At 75.1% G+C, this 20640-nt stretch carries 18 protein-coding genes; 8 read left to right on the top strand and 10 right to left on the bottom strand.

Translation table 11 applies throughout. The features are described from left to right. Positions 1-38: 38 nt before the first annotated feature. The 3 genes from E4A51_RS02990 to E4A51_RS02980 form a co-directional block, all read right to left on the bottom strand. Entirely contained in the window at positions 39-1583 is a 1545-nt protein-coding gene (locus E4A51_RS02990; protein ID WP_070319820.1) for an RNA polymerase sigma factor, read from the bottom strand. A 231-nt stretch (positions 1584-1814) separates the two neighbouring features. Further along, on the bottom strand, positions 1815-2207 hold the full coding sequence (locus tag E4A51_RS02985; RefSeq protein ID WP_046528556.1) for a universal stress protein: 393 nt from the start codon (positions 2205-2207) through the stop codon (positions 1815-1817). A gap of 132 nt (positions 2208-2339) precedes the next feature. After that, entirely contained in the window at positions 2340-3440 is a 1101-nt protein-coding gene (locus tag E4A51_RS02980) for a DUF4192 domain-containing protein (RefSeq protein WP_134850812.1), read from the bottom strand. 128 nt (positions 3441-3568) lie between these two features. Here E4A51_RS02980 and E4A51_RS02975 point away from each other — a divergent pair, with 128 nt between their 5' ends. Together E4A51_RS02975 and E4A51_RS02970 are read left to right on the top strand one after the other, a co-directional pair. Then, on the top strand, positions 3569-4072 hold the full coding sequence (locus tag E4A51_RS02975; RefSeq protein WP_206119937.1) for a hypothetical protein: 504 nt from the start codon (positions 3569-3571) through the stop codon (positions 4070-4072). Between the two features lie 28 nt (positions 4073-4100). Continuing rightward, positions 4101-5219 (top strand): polyprenyl synthetase family protein, encoded by a 1119-nt coding sequence (locus tag E4A51_RS02970; RefSeq protein ID WP_070320064.1) that lies wholly within the window; start codon positions 4101-4103, stop codon positions 5217-5219. Between the two features lie 60 nt (positions 5220-5279). Here E4A51_RS02970 and E4A51_RS02965 read toward each other — a convergent pair whose 3' ends face one another. Beyond that, positions 5280-5690: an Rv2175c family DNA-binding protein gene (locus E4A51_RS02965; protein WP_046528559.1), complete on the bottom strand. Its 411-nt coding sequence runs from the start codon at positions 5688-5690 to the stop codon at positions 5280-5282. 188 nt (positions 5691-5878) lie between these two features. Between E4A51_RS02965 and E4A51_RS02960 the strand changes: the two genes are divergently transcribed. After that, complete coding sequence (locus tag E4A51_RS02960; protein WP_134850811.1) at positions 5879-7231, top strand: LysM peptidoglycan-binding domain-containing protein; 1353 nt, start codon at positions 5879-5881, stop codon at positions 7229-7231. A gap of 50 nt (positions 7232-7281) precedes the next feature. Then, positions 7282-9264 (top strand): Stk1 family PASTA domain-containing Ser/Thr kinase, encoded by a 1983-nt coding sequence (pknB, locus tag E4A51_RS02955; RefSeq protein WP_134850810.1) that lies wholly within the window; start codon positions 7282-7284, stop codon positions 9262-9264. A 147-nt stretch (positions 9265-9411) separates the two neighbouring features. On the opposite strand, the gene E4A51_RS02950 is transcribed toward pknB, so the two are convergent. The 3 genes from E4A51_RS02950 to E4A51_RS02940 all read right to left on the bottom strand — a co-directional run bounded on the left by E4A51_RS02950 (position 9412) and on the right by E4A51_RS02940 (position 12975). Beyond that, complete coding sequence (locus tag E4A51_RS02950; RefSeq protein WP_070320061.1) at positions 9412-10764, bottom strand: class II 3-deoxy-7-phosphoheptulonate synthase; 1353 nt, start codon at positions 10762-10764, stop codon at positions 9412-9414. Continuing rightward, positions 10764-11981, bottom strand: a complete 1218-nt coding sequence (locus E4A51_RS02945) for a pyrophosphate--fructose-6-phosphate 1-phosphotransferase (protein WP_046528562.1) — start codon at positions 11979-11981, stop codon at positions 10764-10766. The genes E4A51_RS02950 and E4A51_RS02945 overlap by 1 nt, the downstream gene beginning before the upstream one ends. A gap of 196 nt (positions 11982-12177) precedes the next feature. Then, positions 12178-12975 (bottom strand): 1-acyl-sn-glycerol-3-phosphate acyltransferase, encoded by a 798-nt coding sequence (locus E4A51_RS02940; protein ID WP_046528563.1) that lies wholly within the window; start codon positions 12973-12975, stop codon positions 12178-12180. Between the two features lie 73 nt (positions 12976-13048). Between E4A51_RS02940 and E4A51_RS02935 the strand changes: the two genes are divergently transcribed. Further along, entirely contained in the window at positions 13049-13642 is a 594-nt protein-coding gene (locus E4A51_RS02935) for a hypothetical protein (protein ID WP_134850809.1), read from the top strand. Between the two features lie 28 nt (positions 13643-13670). On the opposite strand, the gene E4A51_RS02930 is transcribed toward E4A51_RS02935, so the two are convergent. Continuing rightward, positions 13671-14618 carry an ROK family glucokinase gene (locus E4A51_RS02930; RefSeq protein ID WP_046528564.1) on the bottom strand — a complete coding sequence of 316 codons (948 nt, stop codon included), beginning with the start codon at positions 14616-14618 and terminating at the stop codon, positions 13671-13673. A gap of 235 nt (positions 14619-14853) precedes the next feature. On the opposite strand from E4A51_RS02930, the gene E4A51_RS02925 reads away from it, so the two are divergent. From E4A51_RS02925 to E4A51_RS02915, 3 genes are all read left to right on the top strand, one after another. Then, positions 14854-16662, top strand: a complete 1809-nt coding sequence (locus E4A51_RS02925) for a long-chain fatty acid--CoA ligase (RefSeq protein ID WP_134850808.1) — start codon at positions 14854-14856, stop codon at positions 16660-16662. Positions 16663-16855: 193 nt separating this feature from the next. Beyond that, positions 16856-18679 carry a DEDD exonuclease domain-containing protein gene (locus E4A51_RS02920; protein ID WP_134850807.1) on the top strand — a complete coding sequence of 608 codons (1824 nt, stop codon included), beginning with the start codon at positions 16856-16858 and terminating at the stop codon, positions 18677-18679. A gap of 8 nt (positions 18680-18687) precedes the next feature. Next, positions 18688-18969 carry an Lrp/AsnC family transcriptional regulator gene (locus E4A51_RS02915; protein WP_046528566.1) on the top strand — a complete coding sequence of 94 codons (282 nt, stop codon included), beginning with the start codon at positions 18688-18690 and terminating at the stop codon, positions 18967-18969. Between the two features lie 59 nt (positions 18970-19028). Here E4A51_RS02915 and trpD read toward each other — a convergent pair whose 3' ends face one another. Together trpD and E4A51_RS02905 are read right to left on the bottom strand one after the other, a co-directional pair. Beyond that, the gene (trpD, locus tag E4A51_RS02910) at positions 19029-20078 is read right to left on the bottom strand and encodes an anthranilate phosphoribosyltransferase (RefSeq protein ID WP_046528567.1); all 1050 of its coding nucleotides are present in this window, start codon (positions 20076-20078) and stop codon (positions 19029-19031) included. Beyond that, positions 20075-20491 carry a response regulator gene (locus E4A51_RS02905; RefSeq protein WP_070320057.1) on the bottom strand — a complete coding sequence of 139 codons (417 nt, stop codon included), beginning with the start codon at positions 20489-20491 and terminating at the stop codon, positions 20075-20077. Before E4A51_RS02905 ends, trpD begins: the two co-directional genes overlap by 4 nt. Positions 20492-20640 lie beyond the last annotated feature (149 nt).

The raw sequence follows: 20640 nt of genomic DNA, 5'->3' as shown, positions 1-20640 counted from the left end.
GTCGTGCCGTGCTGCCAGGCCCTGCCGGGGCCCGTGGCTCAGTCGAGGTAGTCGCGCAGAACCTGCGACCGCGACGGGTGCCGCAGCTTCGACATGGTCTTCGACTCGATCTGCCGGATGCGCTCACGCGTGACGCCGTAGACCTTGCCGATCTCGTCGAGCGTCTTCGGCTGGCCGTCGGTGAGGCCGAACCGCATCGACACGACGCCGGCCTCGCGCTCGGAGAGCGTGTCGAGGACCTGGTGCAGCTGCTCCTGCAGGAGCGTGAAGCTCACCGCGTCGGCGGGCACGACGGCCTCGGAGTCCTCGATGAGGTCACCGAACTCGCTGTCGCCGTCCTCGCCCAGCGGGGTGTGCAGCGAGATCGGCTCGCGGCCGTACTTCTGGACCTCGACGACCTTCTCGGGCGTCATGTCGAGCTCCTTGGCGAGCTCCTCGGGCGTGGGCTCGCGGCCCAGGTCCTGGAGCATCTGCCGCTGCACGCGCGCGAGCTTGTTGATGACCTCCACCATGTGCACCGGGATGCGGATGGTGCGGGCCTGGTCGGCCATGGCGCGCGTGATCGCCTGCCGGATCCACCAGGTGGCGTACGTCGAGAACTTGTAGCCCTTGGTGTAGTCGAACTTCTCGACCGCGCGGATCAGACCGAGGTTGCCCTCCTGGATGAGGTCCAGGAAGAGCATCCCGCGGCCCGTGTAGCGCTTGGCGAGGGACACCACGAGACGCAGGTTGGCCTCGAGCAGGTGGTTCTTGGCACGCCGGCCGTCCTGCGCGATCCACTCGAGCTCACGGCGCAGCTTCGGCTCGATGCTGTCGCGGATCTCCGACAGCTTCTCCTCCGCGAACAGGCCGGCCTCGATGCGCTTCGCGAGCTCGACCTCCTGCTCGGCGTTCAGCAGCGCGACCTTGCCGATCTGCTTGAGGTAGTCCTTGACCGGGTCGGCCGTGGCGCCCGCGGTGACGACCTGCTGCGCCGGGGCGTCGTCGTCGTCGGCGTCCGAGTAGACGAACCCGGTGTCCTCCGACTCGTCGCTCTTCGTGGTCGTGGTGGACGCGGCCTTCTTGGCGCCGTCCGCGTCGTCGTCGGTCGACTCGTCGCCGTCGGTGGCCTCGTCCGTCTCCTCGACGTCCGTGGCGTCGACGTCCTCGAGCTCGACCTCGTCGACCTCGACGTCCGCGTCGACCTCGTCCTCGTCGGGCGCCTCCGTGGCCTTCGACGCCTTGGCGGGGGCGGCCTTGGCCTTCGCGGGCGCGGCCTTGGTGGTCTTGGTGGCGGTGCGGGGCGCCTTGGCGGGCGCCGCGCCGTCGCCGAGGGACGCCTTGGCGGCGGGGCGTGACTTCGCGCTCGTGGCCGCGACCGCGCGGCCGGCGTTCCCGAGGTCGGCCACCTCGACGCCCGCCGTGCCGAGCCCGCGGACGACGGCCCGCAGCCGCTTGGGGCCCTCGACACCGGCGGCCTCGCATGCCGCACGCACCGCGGCGGTGTCGACGCTGCCGTTGGTCCGCCCACGCATGACCAACTCCTGCAGCGCAGGGTGCTGGAACTCGCGCGGAAGTGCGGGGTGGGGGGTCTGGGACGTCACGAACGACCTTTCGTCAGCGCGGCAACCGGATCCGGGGGGAGTCCGAAGAACCGGGAGACAGACGGATATTGTACCGACCCGCGGGGCATCGCCGCGCGCGACGACGAGCGCCGCCGCGCGGCGCACGTTCCTCAGGGGTCGCTACGTCACAACGTCGCGACGGCTCGCCGAATTCCCGCCCGCAGGAACCTGTCCGGAGCGTCCCGACCGGCTCGACCGGCCCGACCGACGTCAGCCGGCGGGCTTCACCGTCAGCACCGGGCACGGCGCGTCGAAGAGCACCCGCTGCGCGTTCGACCCGAGGATGAGCTTGCCGACGGGGCTGCGGCGCCGCAGGCCCAGCACCACGAGCTGCGCGTCGACCTCCTCCGCGGTCCCGATGAGGTCGTCGGCGACGTCGCCGCCCTCGAGCTGGCGCACGTCGTGCCGGACACCGAGCGCGTCGAGCTCGTCGCGGACCTGAGCCAGCGCGGCGGCCGTCTCCGCCCGACGCTCCTCGGGCTCGTCCGGACGGACGCTGAGCACCACCACCACCGGAAGGTCCCGGTGACGCGCCTCCTCGACGGCTGCGTCCAGCGCGGCGCGACCCTCCGGCGTCGCCAGGTACCCGACCACGATCCCCATCGACGATCCTCCTCCCGGACCCCAGCGGCCTCGGGCGTGACGCTACCGGAGCGCGGGACGTGCCACGACCGCGCGCACCGCAGCCGCCCCGCGCGACGTCAGCACGCCGTCCGCCCGGGAGGCTGCGCGGCGTCAGCGCGCCGCCCACCCGGGCGCGAGTCCCGCGTCGAGCGCACCCCGCAGCAGGTGGGCCAGCCGGTAGCCGGGGTCGTCGGTGACGGCCCGCTCGACCAGGACGCCCGCTCGCGCGCCGTCGCCGCGCCACCAGGCGAGGAGCGCCAGCAACGTGGTCGCGGGCGCCTGCGCCCGTCGACGCCCGTGGGCGACGACACCCTCGAGCGCACGCTCGGCGGCACGGACCGCGTCGTCCGGCGCGCGGCCCGTCGCGGGGTCGACGAGGCGTCCCACGGCGGCACGGACCGCGTCGTCCTCGTCGCCGCCGTCGCGCGCGACGGCACGCTCGGGGAGGTCACCCGTGCCCGGCAGCAGCGAGACGAGCACCGCGTCCCGGACGCGGCGGTCGACGAGACCCGCCTCGACACGCCCGAGCAGCGCGGGCGGCAGGTCCGGCGCCGCGCCTGGTTCGGCGAGCCGCCGCCAGGCCACGACCTGCTCGAGGCGCCACCGCGCGAGCGCCTCGGGGCCCGCCGCGGCCGCCTGCGCGCGTGCCGCCGCCCGACGACGGCGAGCGCGCGCGGCGGCGCGGCGCGCGGGCTCGGCCGCGGCGGCGACACGCCCCAGGTCGGAGCGCCGTGCCGCGACGACGGAGCCCGCGACGACCATCTCGGCGCCGGCGCGCGTCGAGCGCAGGTCGCCCAGGGGGTGGCCGCCGTCGGGGCAGCACGTGGCCCCGCAGTCGAGGCAGCGGAAGGTGCCCCCGCCGACCACCAGGACGTCCACGCCGCCGAACGGCACGTCGAAGGCCTCCGCCGCGTGCGCCGCCGCGTGCTCGGCGGGGTCGTCGCCCTCCCCCGGACCGGGCTCGCGGTACACGACCAGCACGACCCGCCGGGCACCGTCGCGGTCGAGGTGCGTCGCGAGCGACCGCGCGACCTGCGGCCCGTGCCGCGCGTCGGCGAGGTCGGCGAGGTCGACCCGCGCCACGACGCCGAGCCGGCCGCGGGCCCGCAGGCTCACCACGACCGCGCTCGCGTGGGGCTCGAACCCGAGCAGGTGGGGCACGAGCGCGAGGAGCTCGCGCGGCTCGGTGAGGCGCAGGACGTCGGTTCGCATGTCCCCACCCCAGCGCCTCGCACGGGGCCGCTGCGGCGGCCCTGGAGCGAGCTGTGGGCGACACGCGGCGCCTGCGCGCTGTGGGTGGCTCGGGCCAGGCCTGCGCGGCCCCCGGCTACCCTGGCGCCGTGCAGCGCCCACCCGTCCTCGCCCTCGCCGCGCTGCTGTGCGCGGGGCTCGTCGCCTGCACCCCGACCCCGGCGCCGGCGCCGTCGACGAGCCCGACCGCGAGCGCGTCCCCGTCGCCCGACGAGACGCTGCTCGCGACCGACACGGACCACGCGAGCGCCGTGGGCACGCTCGCGCCCGACTTCCCCCGCGAGCTCGTGCCCGTCCCCGAGGGCGCCGAGGTCCTCGTCTCGGCCGCGGAGCCCACGGCCGACGGCCTGCTGCGGATCAGCCTGAACCTCCGCACCGAGCAGGACGCCGCGGCGCTGCTCGACGCCGTCCGGGGCCCGCTCGTCGCGGCGGGGTTCACCGAGTCGGCCCCGCCCGTGCCCGAGGCGGGGCTCGCCGCCCAGGCGACCTTCTCGCGCGCCGACGGCGACGAGCTGCTCGTCGTGGGCGTCCTCGACCGGGACGGCACGCGCACCATGACGCTCGGCGGCACCGTCGCCCGACCTGCCCCCTAGGCCCCGGCCCGCCCCCTAGGGTGGTGCCGTGCCCCCGGAGACGCTCGCCCTCGTGGACCGTGAGAACCTGCGCGCCGGCGTCGACGCCGCGCTCGCACGGCACGTGACCCGCCTGAGCGGCACGGTGTCCGCGGTGAGCCCCGACGCCGCTCCCCTGGTCGACGCGGTCCAGCGCATGCTCGCGGGCGGCAAGCGTCTGCGCGCCGCCTTCTGCTACTGGTCCTGGCGCGCGCACGGCGGCCAGCCCGGCGGCGACGCCGAGCGGGCCGTCCTGCGCGCCGGTGCCGCGCTCGAGCTGTTCCAGGCGGCGGCGCTCTTCCACGACGACGTCATGGACGACTCGTCGACGCGCCGCGGCCTGCCGACCGCCCACCTCGTGTTCGCCGAGCGGCACGCGTCGCAGGGGTACCGCGGGGCGGCCCGCCGCTTCGGCGACGGGGCCGCGATCCTGCTCGGCGACCTGGCGCTCGTGGCCAGCGAGGAGGAGATGGCGGCCGCCCTGGCGACGGTCGAGCCGGGGGCGGCGCGCGCCGCCCGCGAGGTCTTCGACCTCATGCGCACCGAGGTCACCGTCGGTCAGTACCTCGACCTCCTGGCGCAGGCGATGCCGTGGGGCGACCCGTCCGCCGACGAGCGGCGCGCGCGCGACGTCGTGCGTGCCAAGTCCGCGCGCTACAGCGTCGAGCACCCGCTCACGCTCGGCGCGGCGCTCGCGGGAGCCGACGAGACGGCGCTGGCGGGCTGCCGCGAGGTGGGCCTGCCCCTGGGCGAGGCGTTCCAGCTGCGGGACGACCTGCTCGGGGTGCTCGGCGACCCCGGCACGACCGGCAAGCCGGCCGGGGACGACCTGCGCGAGGGCAAGCGCACCGTGCTCGTCGCGCGGGCCCTCGCGCGCGCGGACGCGACCGGGGACCGGGCCGCGGTCGACGCGCTCACCCGCGGCGTCGGCGACCCGTCGCTCGACGAGCAGGGCGTCGCGCGGCTCACCGAGGTCCTCGTGGGCACCGGTGCGGTGGCCGAGGTCGAGCAGCTGATCGCGGACCTGACGGGCCGGGCGTTCGCCGCGATCGACGCCCGCGGGTGGCCGGAGCCGGCACGCGAGGCGCTCACGGCGCTGGCCCGCGCGGCCGTCGAGCGCTCCGCCTGACGGCGCCGCGGCGCGGCGCGGCCGGACGGTGACGACGGCCGGGGCGGGCCCCGCGTCGCGCTAGAGCAGCGCCTGCGCGACGCGCCGCACCTCGGTCTTGCGCCCCGCACGCAGGGCCGCGATCGGGCTCGTCCCGAGCGCCTCCTCGTGCCGGAAGAGCCACACCACGGCGTCCTCGTCGCTGAAGCCGTCGTCGGCGAGCACCGTCAGGGTGCCCTGGAGCGCGGCGAGGACGGTCCAGGGGCGGTCCTCGGAGGGCCGGTCCGGGGCCGCAGGGTTCGCGAGGTGCCCCGGGACCAGGAAGTCGGCAGGCACGCTCAGCACGCGCGGCGTGCCGCGGCGCACGCCCACGAGCTTGCGCTCCTGGATCAGACGCCGGACCTTGCCCGGGTCGACGCCGAGCCTCTCGGCGACGTCGGGGACGGTCAGCCAGCTGTCGACGAGCTGGTCGGGATCGGTGGTCGAACTCACCCGGTCAGCCTACGGGTCACGCGCAGATCGGCCGCCATCGGGCCCCCGGGGTTTCGCCGGGGCGCGTTGTCGTCTAGCGTCGACTTACGTCACACCTGTCACACCAGCACCATGCGTCACGGACGAGCACGGTCGCGACGGGGCGACGCACGTTCACCACCGCTCGACCGACCGCCTCTGGGGGGGCCATGTCCGCATCTACTCCGCGCACCGTCGTGCGCGCCGCGACCGGCACGGGCGCCACGCTCGCGCTCGCGACCGTCGCGCTCGCCGCCACCGGGACCGCCGGCCACGCCGCCGACTACACCGTGCGCGAGGGCGACACCCTCACCGCGATCGCCAAGCGGTCCGGCACCACGGCGGCACGCATCGCGGCCGACAACGCGCTGGCCGACCCGTCCCGCATCCGCGCCGGCCAGGTCCTGCGTCTCGCCGGCCCCGCGACCGCACCGGCGGCCCCCGCGACCGCACCTACGGCGACGTCGTACACGGTCCGCGACGGGGACACGGTCTCCAGCATCGCGCAGCGCCACGGCACCACCGTCGCCGCCGTCGTCGCCGCCAACGGCCTCGACTCGCGCGCGTTCATCCGCGCCGGCCAGACCCTCACCGTCCCGGGAGCATCGGCCGCCGCCGCGCCCGCCCCGGCCTCGTCGCCCGGCACCGCGGCCGCCGGCTACACGGTCGTCGCGGGCGACACGGTCTCCAGCATCGCGCAGCGCCACGGCACCACCGTCGCCGCCGTCGTCGCCGCCAACGGCCTCGACTCCCGCGCGTTCATCCGCGCCGGCCAGACCCTCACGCTCCCGGGCGCCTCGCCGGCGTCGGCCCCCGCCGCGACCCCCGCGGCCGCGACGGGCGCCTCCTACACGGTGCGCACGGGCGACACCGTCGCCGCGATCGCCAAGCGCCACGGCACGACGGTCGCCGCCGTCGTCGCCGCCAACGGCCTCGACTCGCGCGCGTTCATCCGCGCCGGCCAGACCCTGACGATCCCCGGCGCCGCGACCGCCCCGGCGGCCGCCGCCACGAGCACCACCTCGAGCGGCACGCAGCTCGTCGGCAACACCTTCGCCGGGCGCACGTACGCGCCGCAGGTCGTCGGCGCGGCCAACGAGAACAAGGCCGCGCTGCTCGCTGCGGGCGTGCCGTCGCGCTCCGCGATGCAGGCGAAGGTCATCGCGACCGCGCGCGCGATGGGCGTCGACCCCGCGCTCGCGCAGGCCATCGCGTTCCAGGAGTCGGGCTTCGACCAGACGGCCGTCTCGCCCGCCAACGCGATCGGCACGATGCAGGTCATCCCGTCGTCCGGCGAGTGGGCGTCGCAGCTCGTCGGCCGCCAGCTCAACCTGCTCGACCCCGACGACAACGTGACCGCCGGCGTGGCGATCCTGCGCTCGCTCGTGCGCACGCACGACGACCTGCCCCACGCGATCGCGTCGTACTACCAGGGCTCGGGCTCGGTGAAGCGCAACGGGATGTTCTCCGACACGCGTCGCTACGTCGCGAACGTCCAGACGCTCATGACCCGCTACTCCTGACCGGCCCGGGTTCCCCGTTTCCGGTGACGACCGACCGTAGACTGCCGCGCGTGGGAGCCACCGTCACCGATCCGCTCGTCGGCCGCCTGGTCGACGGGCGGTACGAGATCGTCTCGCGCATCGCGCGTGGCGGGATGGCGACCGTGTACCTCGCGGTCGACCGCCGCCTCGACCGCGAGGTCGCGCTGAAGGTCATGCACGCGCACCTCGCCGAGGGCGCGTCGGGCGGGGCGTTCGTGGCACGGTTCCGGCGTGAGGCGCGCAGCGCCGCGCGCCTCACGCACCCGGGCATCGTCGGCGTCTACGACCAGGGCGTCGACGGCGAGACGAGCTACCTGACGATGGAGTACGTCGACGGCTCGACGCTGCGTCGCCGGGTCGCGGAGCAGGGCGCGCTGACCGTCGGCGAGGCGCTGCGGGTCACCGAGTGCGTGCTCGACGCGCTCGCCGCCGCGCACCGCGGCGGGCTGGTGCACCGCGACGTCAAGCCCGAGAACGTCCTCATCGCGTCCGACGAGCGCGTGCGCGTCGCCGACTTCGGCCTCGCGCGCGCCGTCACCGAGGTGACCTCCACGACGACGGGCACCGTGCTCGGGACGGTCGCGTACCTCGCCCCGGAGCTCGTCCAGCACGGTGCGAGCGACGCGCGCACCGACGTGTACGCCGTCGGCGTCATGCTGTTCGAGATGCTCGCCGGCCGGCAGCCGTTCACGGGCGAGACGCCCATCCAGGTCGCCTTCCAGCACGTCAACTCCGAGGTGCCGGCACCGTCGACGCTCGTGCCCTGGCTGCCCTCGGAGGTCGACGAGCTCGTCGCGGCGCTCGCCGCGCACGACCCCGCGGACCGGCCCACCGACGCGGGCGCCGCCCTGCAGCTCGTGCGACGCACCCGCGCTGCGCTCGACGACGACACGCTCGAGCGCCGGGCGGACGTGCGGCCCAGCGTCGCCCTGCCGCTGGCGACCGACCCGGGAGAGGACGACACCGACGGACCCGAGCGCGAGGCCGCCGACGACGCCACCGTGGCGGTGCCCGTCGGCAACCACGAGCGCGGCCGCACCGTCGCGCTGCCCATCGGCCTCGGCGTGCTCGACGCGCCCGCCCCAGCGGCGCCGGCCGCGCGCCGTCGCCGCTGGCCGCTGCTCGCCGCCGTCGTCGGCCTGCTCGTGCTGCTCGGCGGTGGCACCTGGTGGTACCTCGAGGTCGGCCCCGGCGCGTACACGCAGGTGCCGCCCGTCGTCGGCGCGACCGCGGACGACGCGGTCGCCGAGCTGGACGCCGCGGGCCTCGAGCACGCGCGGTCCGACGCCTTCGACCCCGAGGTCCCCGCCGGCGCGGTCGTCTCGACCGACCCCGGCCCCGGCGACCGGGTCCGCAAGGACGGCGTCGTGGCCTTCACGGTGTCGCGTGGTCCAGACCTGGTCGCCGTGCCGGACGGGGTGGTCGGCGCCATGCAGTCCGACGCGCAGGCCGCGCTCGAGGCCGCCGACCTCGTCGTCGAGTACGGCCCGGCGGTGCACGACGACGACGCGCCGAAGGGCGCCGTGCTCAGCGCCGCCCTGCCGGACGGCGCGCCCGCCGAGCCGGGCGCCCAGGTCGAGCGCGGCGCGACGGTGGTCCTCGTGCTGTCGGACGGGCCCGCCCCGGTCTCGGTCACGTCGGTCGTCAACATCACCGTCGAGCAGGCGCAGGAGCAGCTGGCGCCCGACGCCCTGACGGTCGAGGTCGCCGAGGAGGTCTTCCACGACTCCGTCCCGGCGGGCCGGATCGTCGAGCAGTCCCCCGCGCCCGGTGCGACGGCGCACCGGGGGGACGTCGTGACGGTGAAGGTCTCCAAGGGGCCAGCGCCCGTCGAGGTGCCCAACGTGGTCCAGGTCGACTACGACACCGCGAAGAAGCAGCTCGAAGCCCTCGGGTTCAAGGTGGAGCGCAAGAACTCCTGGGGCGGGCTCATCGGCCGCGTCGTCGCCCAGAGCGTCGACGGCGGCCAGTCCGCACCCAAGGGGAGCACGATCACGCTCACGGTCGTCTGACGGCAGGTCATGGGCCCGCGTCGGGGCCCGGGGCCGCACGAGCTCTCGACGCCTCCGACCGATGCAGAGGCACCTCGTCTCGCCGCGGACCGTCAAGGGCCCCGTCACCGGACCGCGGAACGGGTCGGTGACGGGGCCCCGGCGAGGTCAGGCGCGGCGCAGCAGCTCCACGACCTGGAACGCCATCTCGAGCGACTGCTGGTGGTTCAGGCGCGGGTCGACCAGCGTCTCGTACCGGCGGGCCAGACCCTCGTCGTCGATCTCCTCGGTCCCGCCGAGCACCTCGGTCACGTCGTCACCGGTGAGCTCGACGTGCAGACCGCCCGGCACGGTGCCCAGCGCACGGTGCACCTCGAAGAAGCCGGCGACCTCGTCCATCACGTCACCGAACCGACGGGTCTTGTAGCCCGTCGCGGACGTGATGCCGTTGCCGTGCATCGGGTCGCAGACCCACGTCACGGGGCGACCGTCGGCGGCGACCTTCTCGACGAGCGCGGGCAGCAGGTCACGGACCTTGCCCGCACCCATGCGGGTGACGAACGTCAGACGTCCCGGCTCCCCCGTCGGGTTGAGCTTGTCGATGAGCGCGATCGCGTCGTCACCCGTCGACGTGGGCCCGAGCTTCACGCCCAGCGGGTTCTGCACGCGTGAGAAGAAGTCGACGTGCGCCGCGTCGAGCTGTCGCGTCCGCTCGCCGATCCACACGAAGTGCGCCGAGCAGTCGTACGGCAGACCGGTGCGCGAGTCGATGCGCGTGAGCGGACGCTCGTAGTCGAGCAGCAGCCCCTCGTGGGCCGAGAAGAAGTCGACCGTGCGCAGCGCCTCGAAGTCGGCCCCGCACGCTGCCATGAAGCGGATGGCGCGGTCGATCTCGGCGGCGATCTCCTCGTACCGCGAGTAGGCCGGGTTGGCCGTGAAGCCCCGGTTCCACTCGTGCACGCGCAGCAGGGACGCGAAGCCCCCCGTCGTGAACGCCCGGATGAGGTTCAGCGTCGAGGCGGACGTGTGGTACGCCTCGAGCAGCCGCTGCGGGTCCGGCGTGCGCGCCTCGGGCGTGAAGTCGAACCCGTTGATGATGTCGCCGCGGAACGCGGGCAGCGTGACGCCGTCGCGCTCCTCGACGTCCGACGACCGGGGCTTGGCGTACTGCCCCGCCATGCGGCCCATCTTCACGACCGGCAGGCTCGCGCCGTAGGTCAGGACGACCGCCATCTGGAGGATCGTCTTGATCTTGTTGCGGATGTTGTCGGCCGTCGCCTCGGCGAAGGTCTCGGCGCAGTCACCGCCCTGCAGCACGAACGCCTCGCCCCGCTGGGCGGCCGCGAGCTGCGCGCGCAGCGCGTCCGCCTCGCCGGCGAACACGAGCGGGGGCAGGGTCGCGAGCCGGTCCCGGACGCGACGCACCTGCGCCGCGTCCGGCCACTGCGGCTGCTGACCCGCGGGCAGCTGCTCCCACGCGTCGAGCCCCGCGACGACCTGCGGGTCCGGCTCGACGCTCATCAGTGGTTCGCCCGCACGAGCGGCTGGCCGATGTCGGCGAGGAGCTCGCCGAACCAGCCCTGCGTGACGTCGAACGCCTTGCCACCGGCGATGCGCGGGAACTCGATCGCGCGCAGGCGGTCGCCGTTCTCCTCGTCGTGGCCGATGACGCCGGACTCGCCGCGCAGCGCGCACTCGACGGCCAGGTCGGTCATCGACTTGATGAGGCGCAGGTCCTCGGCGTTCGCGGCAGCGGCGCGCGAGTAGTAGCCCGACTTCTGGACCATGACCTTCTCGGCGCCGAGCTTCTCCGCGAACTGCTTCGCGAACCACTGGCCCGGGTTGATCGTGTCGAGCTTGACGTGGCCGAACGGGTCGCGCTGCACGGTCTCGCCGGCGGCCTCGAGCTGCTCGACGATCTCGTGCATGCCGGCACCCTCCGACAGGAAGATGTTGACGTTGCCCTGCTCGTCCATGATCGTGCGCAGGCGCGCGGCCTCGGCGTCGATGTCGAGCGCGAGCTCGGGCAGGAAGACCGCGTGCACGTCCCAGCGCTCGCGCGACAGGCCGATGCCCGGGACCCACTCCTGCTGGTCGAGCCACTTGCGGTACTCGGACGCCGCAGCGGCCGTGAGCCAGCCGCAGTGCCGGCCCATGACCTCGTGCACGATGAGCATGCGCGGGCCCGAGCGGTGCTCGCCGATGATGTTCGCGGCGAAGCCGGCGGCCTCCTCGGCCGCGGTCCACGCGCCGAGCGACTGCCGGATCGGCACGACGTCGTTGTCGATCGTCTTGGGCAGGCCGACGACCGTGAGCTCGTAGTCGTTCTCGTGCAGGTACGCGGCCAGGTCGGCGGCCGTCGTGTTGGTGTCGTCGCCGCCGATGGTGTGCAGCACGTCGACGCCGTCGGCCTTGAGGCGCTCGGCGGCGACCTTCAGCGGGTCCTCGCCCTCGGCGACCAGGCCGCGCTTGACGCAGTCCGCGGCGTTGGTGAGCTTGACGCGCGAGTTGCCGATCGGCGAGCCGCCGAACCGGTGCAGGACGCCGGCCTTGGCGCGGACCTCGGGCGTGATCGTGACGCTCTCGCCCAGCAGCAGGCCGTGGTAGCCGTGCTGGTAGGCGATGATCTCGACGTCGGGGGCGATCTCCGTGTAGCGCTCGATGAGCCCGCCGACGGCGGACGACAGGCAGGGAGCGAAACCGCCGGCGGTCAGGAGGGCGACGCGACGGACCGACATGGGAAACACCTCTCGTTGGTCGAGCACTGACGGGCACGGGCGCACGGCGTGCACCCGGCCGGCGCCCAGCGTGGGGCCCGTGGAGCAGGCACGGCCGGGACCGAGGTCCTCCGGACGGGCCGCGCGGGCGTGCGGGACGGCACGGGCGCACCGCGGGACGGCACGCGCACGGACCCGGCGCGCGTCCGGGTCCGGGTCATCCTACTGACGTCGGCGCCTCGTCCTCCGGCGGGACCGGAACCTGGACAGCGGGTGCGGGACGGCCGCCCGGCGCAGCCGGCAGACGCTCGGCCTCGGAGCCCGCGGCCGGGTGCCCGGTCGCGATGCGGGCCTTCTGCGTCGCGGCGTACACGTCGACGTACTCCTGGCCCGACAGGCTCATGATCGCGTACATGATCTCGTCGGTGACCGACCGCAGGATGAAGCGGTCGTTCTCCATGCCCCGGTACCGCGAGAAGTCGAGCGGCTCGCCGATGACGATGCCGATGCGCATGACCTTCGGGATGCGTCGTCCCATCGGCTGCGCGACGTCGGTGCCGACCATCGCGACCGGCACGACGGGCGCGCCGGACTCGAGCGCGAGGCGCGCGACGCCGGTCTTGCCGCGGTACAGCCGGCCGTCGGGGCTGCGCGTGCCCTCGGGGTAGATGCCGAACAGCCCGCCCTCCGAGAGACGGCGCAGCCCCGTGCGCAGCGCGGCCTCGCCGGCCTTGCCGCCGCCACGGTCCACGGGGATCGTGCCGACCCCGCGCATGAACCCCGCGGTCATGCGTCCCTTGAGACCGCGACCCGTGAAGTACTCCTGCTTGCCGATGAACACGATCTCCCGGTCGAGCGCGAGCGGCAGGAAGAACGAGTCGATGACGGCCAGGTGGTTGCTCGCCAGGATCGCACCGCCCTCGGCGGGCACGTGCTCGGCGCCGCGCACCCAGGGGCGGTACACCAGCCGCAGCAGCGGCCCGACGAACACCCGCTTCATCAACCAGTAGAACAACGTGTCTCCTCGCTCGCCGTCCGGCGCCGACCGCGGAAGGCCGGAACGTCGGGTCCGACTCTAGAGTGCTCCCATGGACGCACGTCCCGACGACGACGCCGGCGCCGACGACGCGGCCGCCGCGCAGCCCGCTGCGGACGGCGTCACCGGTCCCGGCGACGACCGCTCCCCCGCACCGCCGGACCCGGCCGCCGCACCGCCGCAGCCCACGGACGACGAGGTGTGGGCGTCCCTCGTCGCGCGGCTGAGCGACGTCGACATGCCCGACGAGCCGCGGGGCGCGCGCGTCGTGCGGTCGGCGGCGCGCGACGAGCCGCGCGACGACCCGGACGCCGACGGCGCGCCCGCCCTGCCGCCCGAGCTCAGCGGCCGGGACTGGGACGGGACGTCGCAGTACGACGCGGCCGAGGCCGACGTCGACGACCTCGAGCACTTCGTCCCGCAGGACCCGGGACCGGTGCTCGGGGGCGATCCGCTGCTCACGCTGGCCTGGACGGCCGCCGCGGGCGTGCCGCTGTTCCTGCTCGTCGTGGTCGTGGCGTGGCGCGACGCGCCGCCGCTGCTCGTGCGCACGGCGGTCGGGCTGTTCGTCGCGGCCGTGGCCGTGCTGGTGTGGCGCATGCCGCACCGCCGCGACCCGTCGGACGACGACGGCGCCGTCGTCTGACCCGGTCGCGGGCGGTGCGGCCGCCCGCTCAGACCCGTGCCAGGTCCGCCGCGCCGACCATGCCGGCGTCGTTGCCCATGTCCGCGAGCACGATCGACGCCTCGGGGCGGTGCCCGCGGGCCGAGAGCTGCTCGGCGAACGCGTTGCGCGCGGGCGCGAGCACCAGGTCCCCGGCCGCGCTGACACCGCCGCCGATGACGAACATCTGCGGGTCGAGCAGGGCCGCGACGCTCGCGGCACCCTCGCCGACCCAGCGTCCGACCTCGCGCAGCAGCTCCACCGCGAGCTCGTCGCCCTCCTGGGCCGCGCGCGTCACGAGCGGACCGGTGATCTTGTCCGCGCGGCCGCCCGCGCGCTCGAGCAGACCCGCCGCACGGTCGGGCTGCGTGATCGCGACCGCCTGCGCGTCGCGCACCAGCGCCGAGCCGGACACGTACTGCTCCCAGCAGCCCTCGTGCCCGCAGCCGCAGTAGTGCCCGCCGGGCACGACGCGCATGTGACCGATCTCGGCCGCCACGCCCCACGCGCCGCGCACGAGGCGCCCGCCGATGACGATCGCCCCGCCCAGGCCCGTGCCGAGCGTCAGCGTGACCATGTCGTCGACGTCACGCGCGACGCCGAAGCGGAACTCGGCCCAGCCGGCCGCGTTCGCGTCGTTCTCCACGACGATGCGCACGTCGGGGTCGCCGATGAGCGCCGCGACCTTGTCGCGCAGCGGGTACTCGCGCCACGCGATGTTCGGCGCGAAGAGCACGCCCGAGCGGTCGGCCGCGACGAAGCCGGCGGCGGCGAGGCCGACGTCCTTGACCTCGTACGACGCGGACAGCTCGCGGTACACGTCCGCGATCGCGGCGTCGATGCTCGCGACGTCGTCCGGGTCGGTGTCGCGCCGGGTCTGGGCCAGGATCGTGCCCTCCTCGTCGACCACGCCCGCCGCGATCTTCGTCCCGCCGATGTCGACCCCGATGGCGTGCATGTCCCTGGTCCGCTCCTGCTTCTCACCCGTGCGCGTCGCTCGCGCAGCGCCCCCACGCTACTGGCACCCGGAGGGTGGCGGGAGCGCGCCCACACCGACCGGCCCCCGCCGGCCCGGGCCGGAGGGCCGGGGCGGGTGCGCCGGCGCGCGACACCACCCGCACGGGGGCCGGTGACGAGGGACGGACGTCCCGTATCCTCGTGGCACACTTCGCCCCCCTGCCACTGGAGTCAGCATGGACGAGTCCCACAGCCCTCTCCTCGTCGAGGTCGACGCCTCCGAGAACCTCAACGACCTGCTGGCGGCCCGGGTGAGCTCCACGCCCGACAGGGTGGTCGTCGAGCGCTGGGCCGACGGCACGTGGAGCCCGCTGACGGCCCGCGAGTTCGACGCCGAGATCGTCGCGGCCGCCAAGGGGCTCGTGGCGCGCGGCGTCCGTCCGGGCGACCGCGTCGGCATCATGTCCCGCACGCGCTACGAGTGGTCGCTGCTCGACTGGGCCACCTGGGCCGTCGGTGCCGTGCCGGTGCCGCTGTACGAGACGTCGTCGGCCGAGCAGGTCGCCTGGATCCTCACCGACTCCGACGTGAGCCTGCTGGTCGTCGAGACGCCCGCGCACGCCGCCGTCGTCGCCGAGGTCGCCGACCAGGCCCCGTCGCTGCGCGAGGTGCTCGTGCTCGACGACGGCGCGGTGCGCGAGCTCGTCGCCGGGGGCCGCGAGGTGGACGACGCCGAGGTCGCCCGTCGTCGCTCGCTCGCCGTGCGCGACGACGTCGCCACGATCATCTACACGTCCGGCACGACCGGCCGCCCCAAGGGCGTCGAGCTCACGCACGGCAACTTCTCGGTGCTGACGACCAACGCGGTCGAGAAGCTCAACGTCGTCGTCCAGTCGCCGAACGCGCGCACGCTGCTGTTCATGCCGCTCGCGCACGTGTTCGCGCGGTTCGTGCACGTCCTGACGATCCCCGCGGGGGCCGTGCTGGGGCACTGGCCCGACACCAAGACGCTCGTGGAGGGCATCGGCTCGTTCCGCCCGACCTTCATCCTGTCGGTCCCGCGCGTCTTCGAGAAGGTCTACAACTCGGCCGAGCAGAAGGCCGCGGCGGGCGGCAAGGGCGGCATCTTCCAGCGCGCCGCGAAGACGTCGATCGTCTACTCGCGCGCGCTCGACACGCCGCGCGGACCCAGCCCGTGGCTGCGGCTGCAGCACAAGGTCGCCGACGTCCTCGTGCTCTCCAAGCTCCGCAAGGTGCTCGGCGGCCAGGTCGAGTGGGCCATCTCGGGCGGCGCACCGCTCGGCGAGCGGCTGGGCCACTTCTACCGTGGTGCGGGGATCCGGGTGCTCGAGGGCTACGGCCTCACCGAGACGACCGCGCCGGCGACCGTCAACCTCCCCGAGCGCACGAAGATCGGCACGGTCGGGCCCGCGCTGCCGGGCACGGCGCTGCGCATCGCCGCCGACGGCGAGGTCGAGATCAACGGCATCCAGGTGTTCCGCGGGTACCACGACAACGCGCAGGCCACCGCCGAGGCCATGACCGACGGCTGGTTCCGCACGGGCGACCTCGGCACGATCGACGACGAGGGCTTCCTGCGGATCACGGGCCGCAAGAAGGAGATCATCGTCACGGCCGGCGGCAAGAACGTCGCACCCAACGTGCTCGAGGACCGGCTGCGCGGGCACCCGCTCGTCAGCCAGGTCGTCGTGGTCGGCGACCAGCGACCCTTCATCGGCGCCCTCATCACGCTCGACCCCGAGGGCGTGCCCGGCTGGCTGACGGCGCACGGCAAGCCGGCCATGTCGCTCGAGGAGGCGGCGAAGGACCCGGACGTCCTCGCGTCGCTCGACCGCGCGGTCGAGCGGACCAACAAGGCGGTCTCGCGGGCCGAGTCGATCCGCAAGTACCGCATCCTCGACCGCGACCTCACGATCGCCGACGGCTACCTGACGCCCAAGCTGAGCGTCCGTCGCACGGAGGTCCTCAAGGACTTCGCGGCGGACGTCGACGCGCTCTACGCGGAGGAGCACCAGGAGCACTGACCCGCGCGGCCCCGGCCCCGGCGCTCACCCGGCCCCGGCCCCGGCGCTCACCCGGCCCCGGCCCCGGCGCTCACCCGGCGCCGGGGCCGGCGTGCGTCCGCGCCGCGCCTCCGCGCCGTGCGCCCGCGTCCCGCGTCCCGTGCGCAGCGCGCCGCGCGGCGGCGTGTCGGACCCGGTCGGTACCGTCCCGGGCATGTCCACGACCCGACGGCTGCGTCCCGGCGTTCCCGTCGCGTCGGCCCCGCCGCCCGGCGCGCGGCCCGTGCAGCCCGGGCTCGACGAGCTCGGGACACCGCTGCAGGACGTGACGTTCGTCGTCGTCGACCTCGAGACGACGGGCGGTCGCGCCGGCGAGGACGCCATCACCGAGATCGGTGCCGTGAAGGTCCGCGGCGGCGAGGTCCTGGGCGAGTTCCAGACGCTCGTCGACCCGGGCGGACCCGTGCCCCCGTACATCCAGGTGCTCACGGGCATCACGACGTCCATGCTCGTCGGCGCCCCGACGATCGCCGAGGTGCTGCCGAGCTTCCTCGAGTTCGCACGCGACAGCGTGCTCGTGGCCCACAACGCCCCGTTCGACGTCGGCTTCCTGCGCGCCGCCGCCGCGCGGCTGGAGCGCCCGTGGCCCGGGTTCCAGGTCGTCGACACCGTGCGGCTCGCACGGCGGGTCGTCCCGCGCGACGAGGCGCCGAACCACAAGCTCGGCACGCTCGCGGCGCTGTTCGGCGCCCAGGTCACGCCCAACCACCGGGCGCTGTCGGACGCGCGCGCGACCGTCGACGTGCTGCACGCGCTGCTCGGGCGTCTGGCGCCGTGGGGCATCACGCACCTCGAGGACCTCGCGACGGCGACCGACCCCGTGCCGGGCGACGTCCGCCGCCGACGCACGCTGGCCGACGGCCTGCCCGACGCCCCCGGCGTGTACCTGTTCCGCGGCCCGGGCGACGAGGTGCTCTACGTGGGCGTCTCGACGACGTCGCTGCGGCGCCGCGTGCGCAGCTACTTCACGTCGGCCGAGAAGCGCGGCCGCATGACGGAGATGGTGCGGATCGCCGAACGCGTCGACCCGGTGGTCTGCGCGACGCCGCTCGAGGCGCGCGTGCGCGAGCTGCGCCTCATCGCCGAGCACGCGCCGCGGTACAACCGGCGCTCGCGAGCCCCCGAGCGCATGCCGTGGGTCCGCCTCACGGACGAGCCGTTCCCGCGTCTGTCGGTCGTGCGCGACGTCCGGGCAGGCACCGCGCACATCGGGCCGTTCGCGTCGCGCGCGGTCGCCCAGCAGGCCGTGGACGCGCTGAACGCGACGTTCCCGGTGCGGCAGTGCACCGGGCGGCTCCCGGGCGTTCCCGCGCCCGGCGCGAGCGCGTGCGTCCTGGCCGAGGTCGGACGGTGCGGCGCGCCGTGCGTCGGGGGCCAGGACGCCGCGGCCTACCGGCCCGTCGCCGACGCCGTGCGGTCGGCGATGTCGGGCGACCCGCACGACGTCGTGCGCACGCACGCGGCCCGCATCCGCACGCTCGTGGTGCAGGAGCGGTTCGAGGAGGCAGCCGGCGTGCGGGACCGGCTCACGGCGTACGTCCGGGGCGCCGCCCGTGCGCAGCGGCACGCGACCGCGGCACGCTGCCGCGAGCTCGTCGCGGCGCGCCGCACCGACGACGGCGGATGGGAGCTCGTCCTGGTCCGCCACGGGCGTCTCGCGGGCACCGCTGTCGTCGACCGCGCGACCGACCCGCGACCGGCCGTCGCGAGCCTGCGCGCGGGCGGCGAGCACGTCTCGGCGCCCGTCGCCCCGGCGACGGCCGCGCATCCCGAGGAGACCGACCTGCTGCTCGCGTGGCTCGAGCAGCCCGGCGTGCGGCTCGTCGAGCTCGACGGCGAGTGGTCCTCCCCCGTGCGCTCGGCGCAGGCCGTGCGGGACGCCGCCGCGGCCGTCGCGGTCGCGCTCGTCGCACCCCCCGCACCGCTCGTCGACGACACCCCGCCGGCGTCGGCGCCGGAGCGGCGGCACACGGCATGATGGCTGCCATGCTGACCGCCATCGTCCTCATCGACTGCGACGCCGCACGCATCCCCGAGGTCGCCGCCGCGACCGCCGAGATCGAGGGCGTGAGCGAGGTCTACTCCGTGACCGGCGAGGTCGACCTCATCGCGATGGTGCGGGTCCGGGAGCACGACAGCCTCGCCGACGTCATCGCGGACAAGGTGAGCAAGGTCGAGGGCGTCGTGCGCACGCAGACGTACATCGCGTTCCGCGCCTACTCGCGGCACGACCTCGAGGAGGCGTTCGCCCTCGGCCTGGAGGACTGAGCGCCTGGAGGACTGAGGCCGGGGCACCTCCCGGCGTCCCGGGAGGTGCGGCGAACGGCTCAGGACGCCGCGGCCGCCCGCCACCGGGCGAGGACGTCGGCGGTCGCGCCGTCGTCGAGCGCCCGCTCGGCCAGCCCGGCGCCGGCGACGAGCCGCTCGACGAGCGACCCCTGCGCGGTGCCCGGGAGCGTGCCGTCCGCGACGAGCGCGGCGGCGGCGTTGAGGACCACGGTGTCCCGCACGGGGCCGTGCTCACCGGCCACGAGCGCGCGCACGACGTCGGCGTTCTGCGCGGCGGCGCCGCCGCGCAGCTGCTCGACCGTCACGGGCGGCACGCCGACGGCCGCCCACTCGACGACCTCCTCGCGCACGTCGCCGTCGCGCACCTCCCAGAACCGTGTGGCGCCGGTGGCGGCGACCTCGTCGAGCCCGTCGTGCTCGCCGCGGAAGACGAGCGCGGAGCGACCGCGCGCCGCCAGGACGCCGGCGATGAGGCCGGCCATGCGCGCGTCGGCGACGCCGATCGCGCTCGACTGGGGCTGCGCGGGGTTGGTCAGCGGACCCAGGAAGTTGAAGGCGGTCGCGATCCCGAGGTCGCGACGCGTCGCGCCGGCGTGCCGCATCGAGGGGTGGAACGCCCCTGCGAAGCAGAACGTGATCCGCACCTCCGACGCGAGCCGGGCGACCCGGTCGAGCGGCAGGTCGAGCCGGATCCCGAGGGCCTCGAGCACGTCGGCCGACCCCGTCGACGAGGACGCGGCACGGTTGCCGTGCTTGACCACCGTGAGGCCCGCGCCGGCCACGACGAGCGCGGCCATCGTCGAGATGTTCACGGTGTGCAGGCGGTCACCGCCCGTGCCGACGATGTCGACCGAGCGCCCCGGGACCTCGAAGCGGTGCGCGTGCTCGAGCATCTGGTCGGCCAGGCCCGCGAGCTCGGCGACGGTCTCGCCCTTGGCGCGCAGCGCCACGAGGAACCCCGCGACCTGCGAGGGCGTCGCCTCGCCGCTCATGATGCGGTCCATCGCCCACGCGGCCTGCGCGGAGTCGAGGTCCTCGCCCCGCACGAGCGCGGTGAGCAGGTCGGGCCAGGTCGTCCCGAGCGTCATCGACCGGACGCGCCCGCGTGCACGAGGTCCGCGATCGCGTCGTGCAGCACGACCGGGTCGAACGGGCGGCTCACCACCGCGTCCGCGTTCGACCACGACGCGAGCCACGCGTCCTGCGGGCGCCCCGTCAGCACGACCACGGGCGGGCACGCGTAGACCTCGTCCTTGAGCTGGCGGCACAGCCCGAGGCCGCCGACCTTGTCGGCCTCGCCGTCGAGCACCAGCACGTCGAGCCCGCCGGCCTCGGTCGCCGCGATCGCGGCGTCGGCCGTGGCGACCTCGGTCCACTCGATGTCGGGCTCGCCGCGTCCGAGGCGACGCCCGACCGCGAGCCTGACCTGCTCACGTGCGTCGACGTCGTCGCTGTACAGCAGGATGCGCGGCCCGCGGGCCGCGGGGTCGGCGGTGCTCATGGTGCCCCTCACTCGTCGTCGACGTGCCAGGGGCATCTTGGCACGTCGACGACCTCGTCCGCCGCTCCCGCCGCCGGACGGGTCGCGGGAGCGCACCCGCAGGTCACGAGAAAGTGACGATGTGACATATCCCCGCGACCGAACGTGGG

It is taken from the genome of Cellulomonas sp. HD19AZ1, assembly GCF_004535805.1.
Lineage (GTDB): Bacteria > Actinomycetota > Actinomycetes > Actinomycetales > Cellulomonadaceae > Cellulomonas > Cellulomonas iranensis.
The sequence above is the reverse complement of the archived record's forward strand: the minus strand, read 5'-3'. Positions and strand labels throughout refer to the sequence as shown.

Coding starts and splice junctions, on each gene's coding strand:
- E4A51_RS02985 (WP_046528556.1), bottom strand. CDS start 2,207: ATGGGGATCGTGGTCGGGTACCTGGCGACGCCGGAGGGTCGCGCCGCG.
- E4A51_RS02950 (WP_070320061.1), bottom strand. CDS start 10,764: ATGAGCGTCGAGCCGGACCCGCAGGTCGTCGCGGGGCTCGACGCGTGG.
- trpD (WP_046528567.1), bottom strand. CDS start 20,078: ATGACGCTCGGGACGACCTGGCCCGACCTGCTCACCGCGCTCGTGCGG.
- E4A51_RS02925 (WP_134850808.1), top strand. CDS start 14,854: ATGGACGAGTCCCACAGCCCTCTCCTCGTCGAGGTCGACGCCTCCGAG.
- E4A51_RS02920 (WP_134850807.1), top strand. CDS start 16,856: ATGTCCACGACCCGACGGCTGCGTCCCGGCGTTCCCGTCGCGTCGGCC.
- E4A51_RS02935 (WP_134850809.1), top strand. CDS start 13,049: ATGGACGCACGTCCCGACGACGACGCCGGCGCCGACGACGCGGCCGCC.
- E4A51_RS02915 (WP_046528566.1), top strand. CDS start 18,688: ATGCTGACCGCCATCGTCCTCATCGACTGCGACGCCGCACGCATCCCC.
- E4A51_RS02945 (WP_046528562.1), bottom strand. CDS start 11,981: ATGTCGGTCCGTCGCGTCGCCCTCCTGACCGCCGGCGGTTTCGCTCCC.
- E4A51_RS02930 (WP_046528564.1), bottom strand. CDS start 14,618: ATGCACGCCATCGGGGTCGACATCGGCGGGACGAAGATCGCGGCGGGC.
- E4A51_RS02980 (WP_134850812.1), bottom strand. CDS start 3,440: ATGCGAACCGACGTCCTGCGCCTCACCGAGCCGCGCGAGCTCCTCGCG.
- E4A51_RS02960 (WP_134850811.1), top strand. CDS start 5,879: ATGTCCGCATCTACTCCGCGCACCGTCGTGCGCGCCGCGACCGGCACG.
- E4A51_RS02905 (WP_070320057.1), bottom strand. CDS start 20,491: ATGAGCACCGCCGACCCCGCGGCCCGCGGGCCGCGCATCCTGCTGTAC.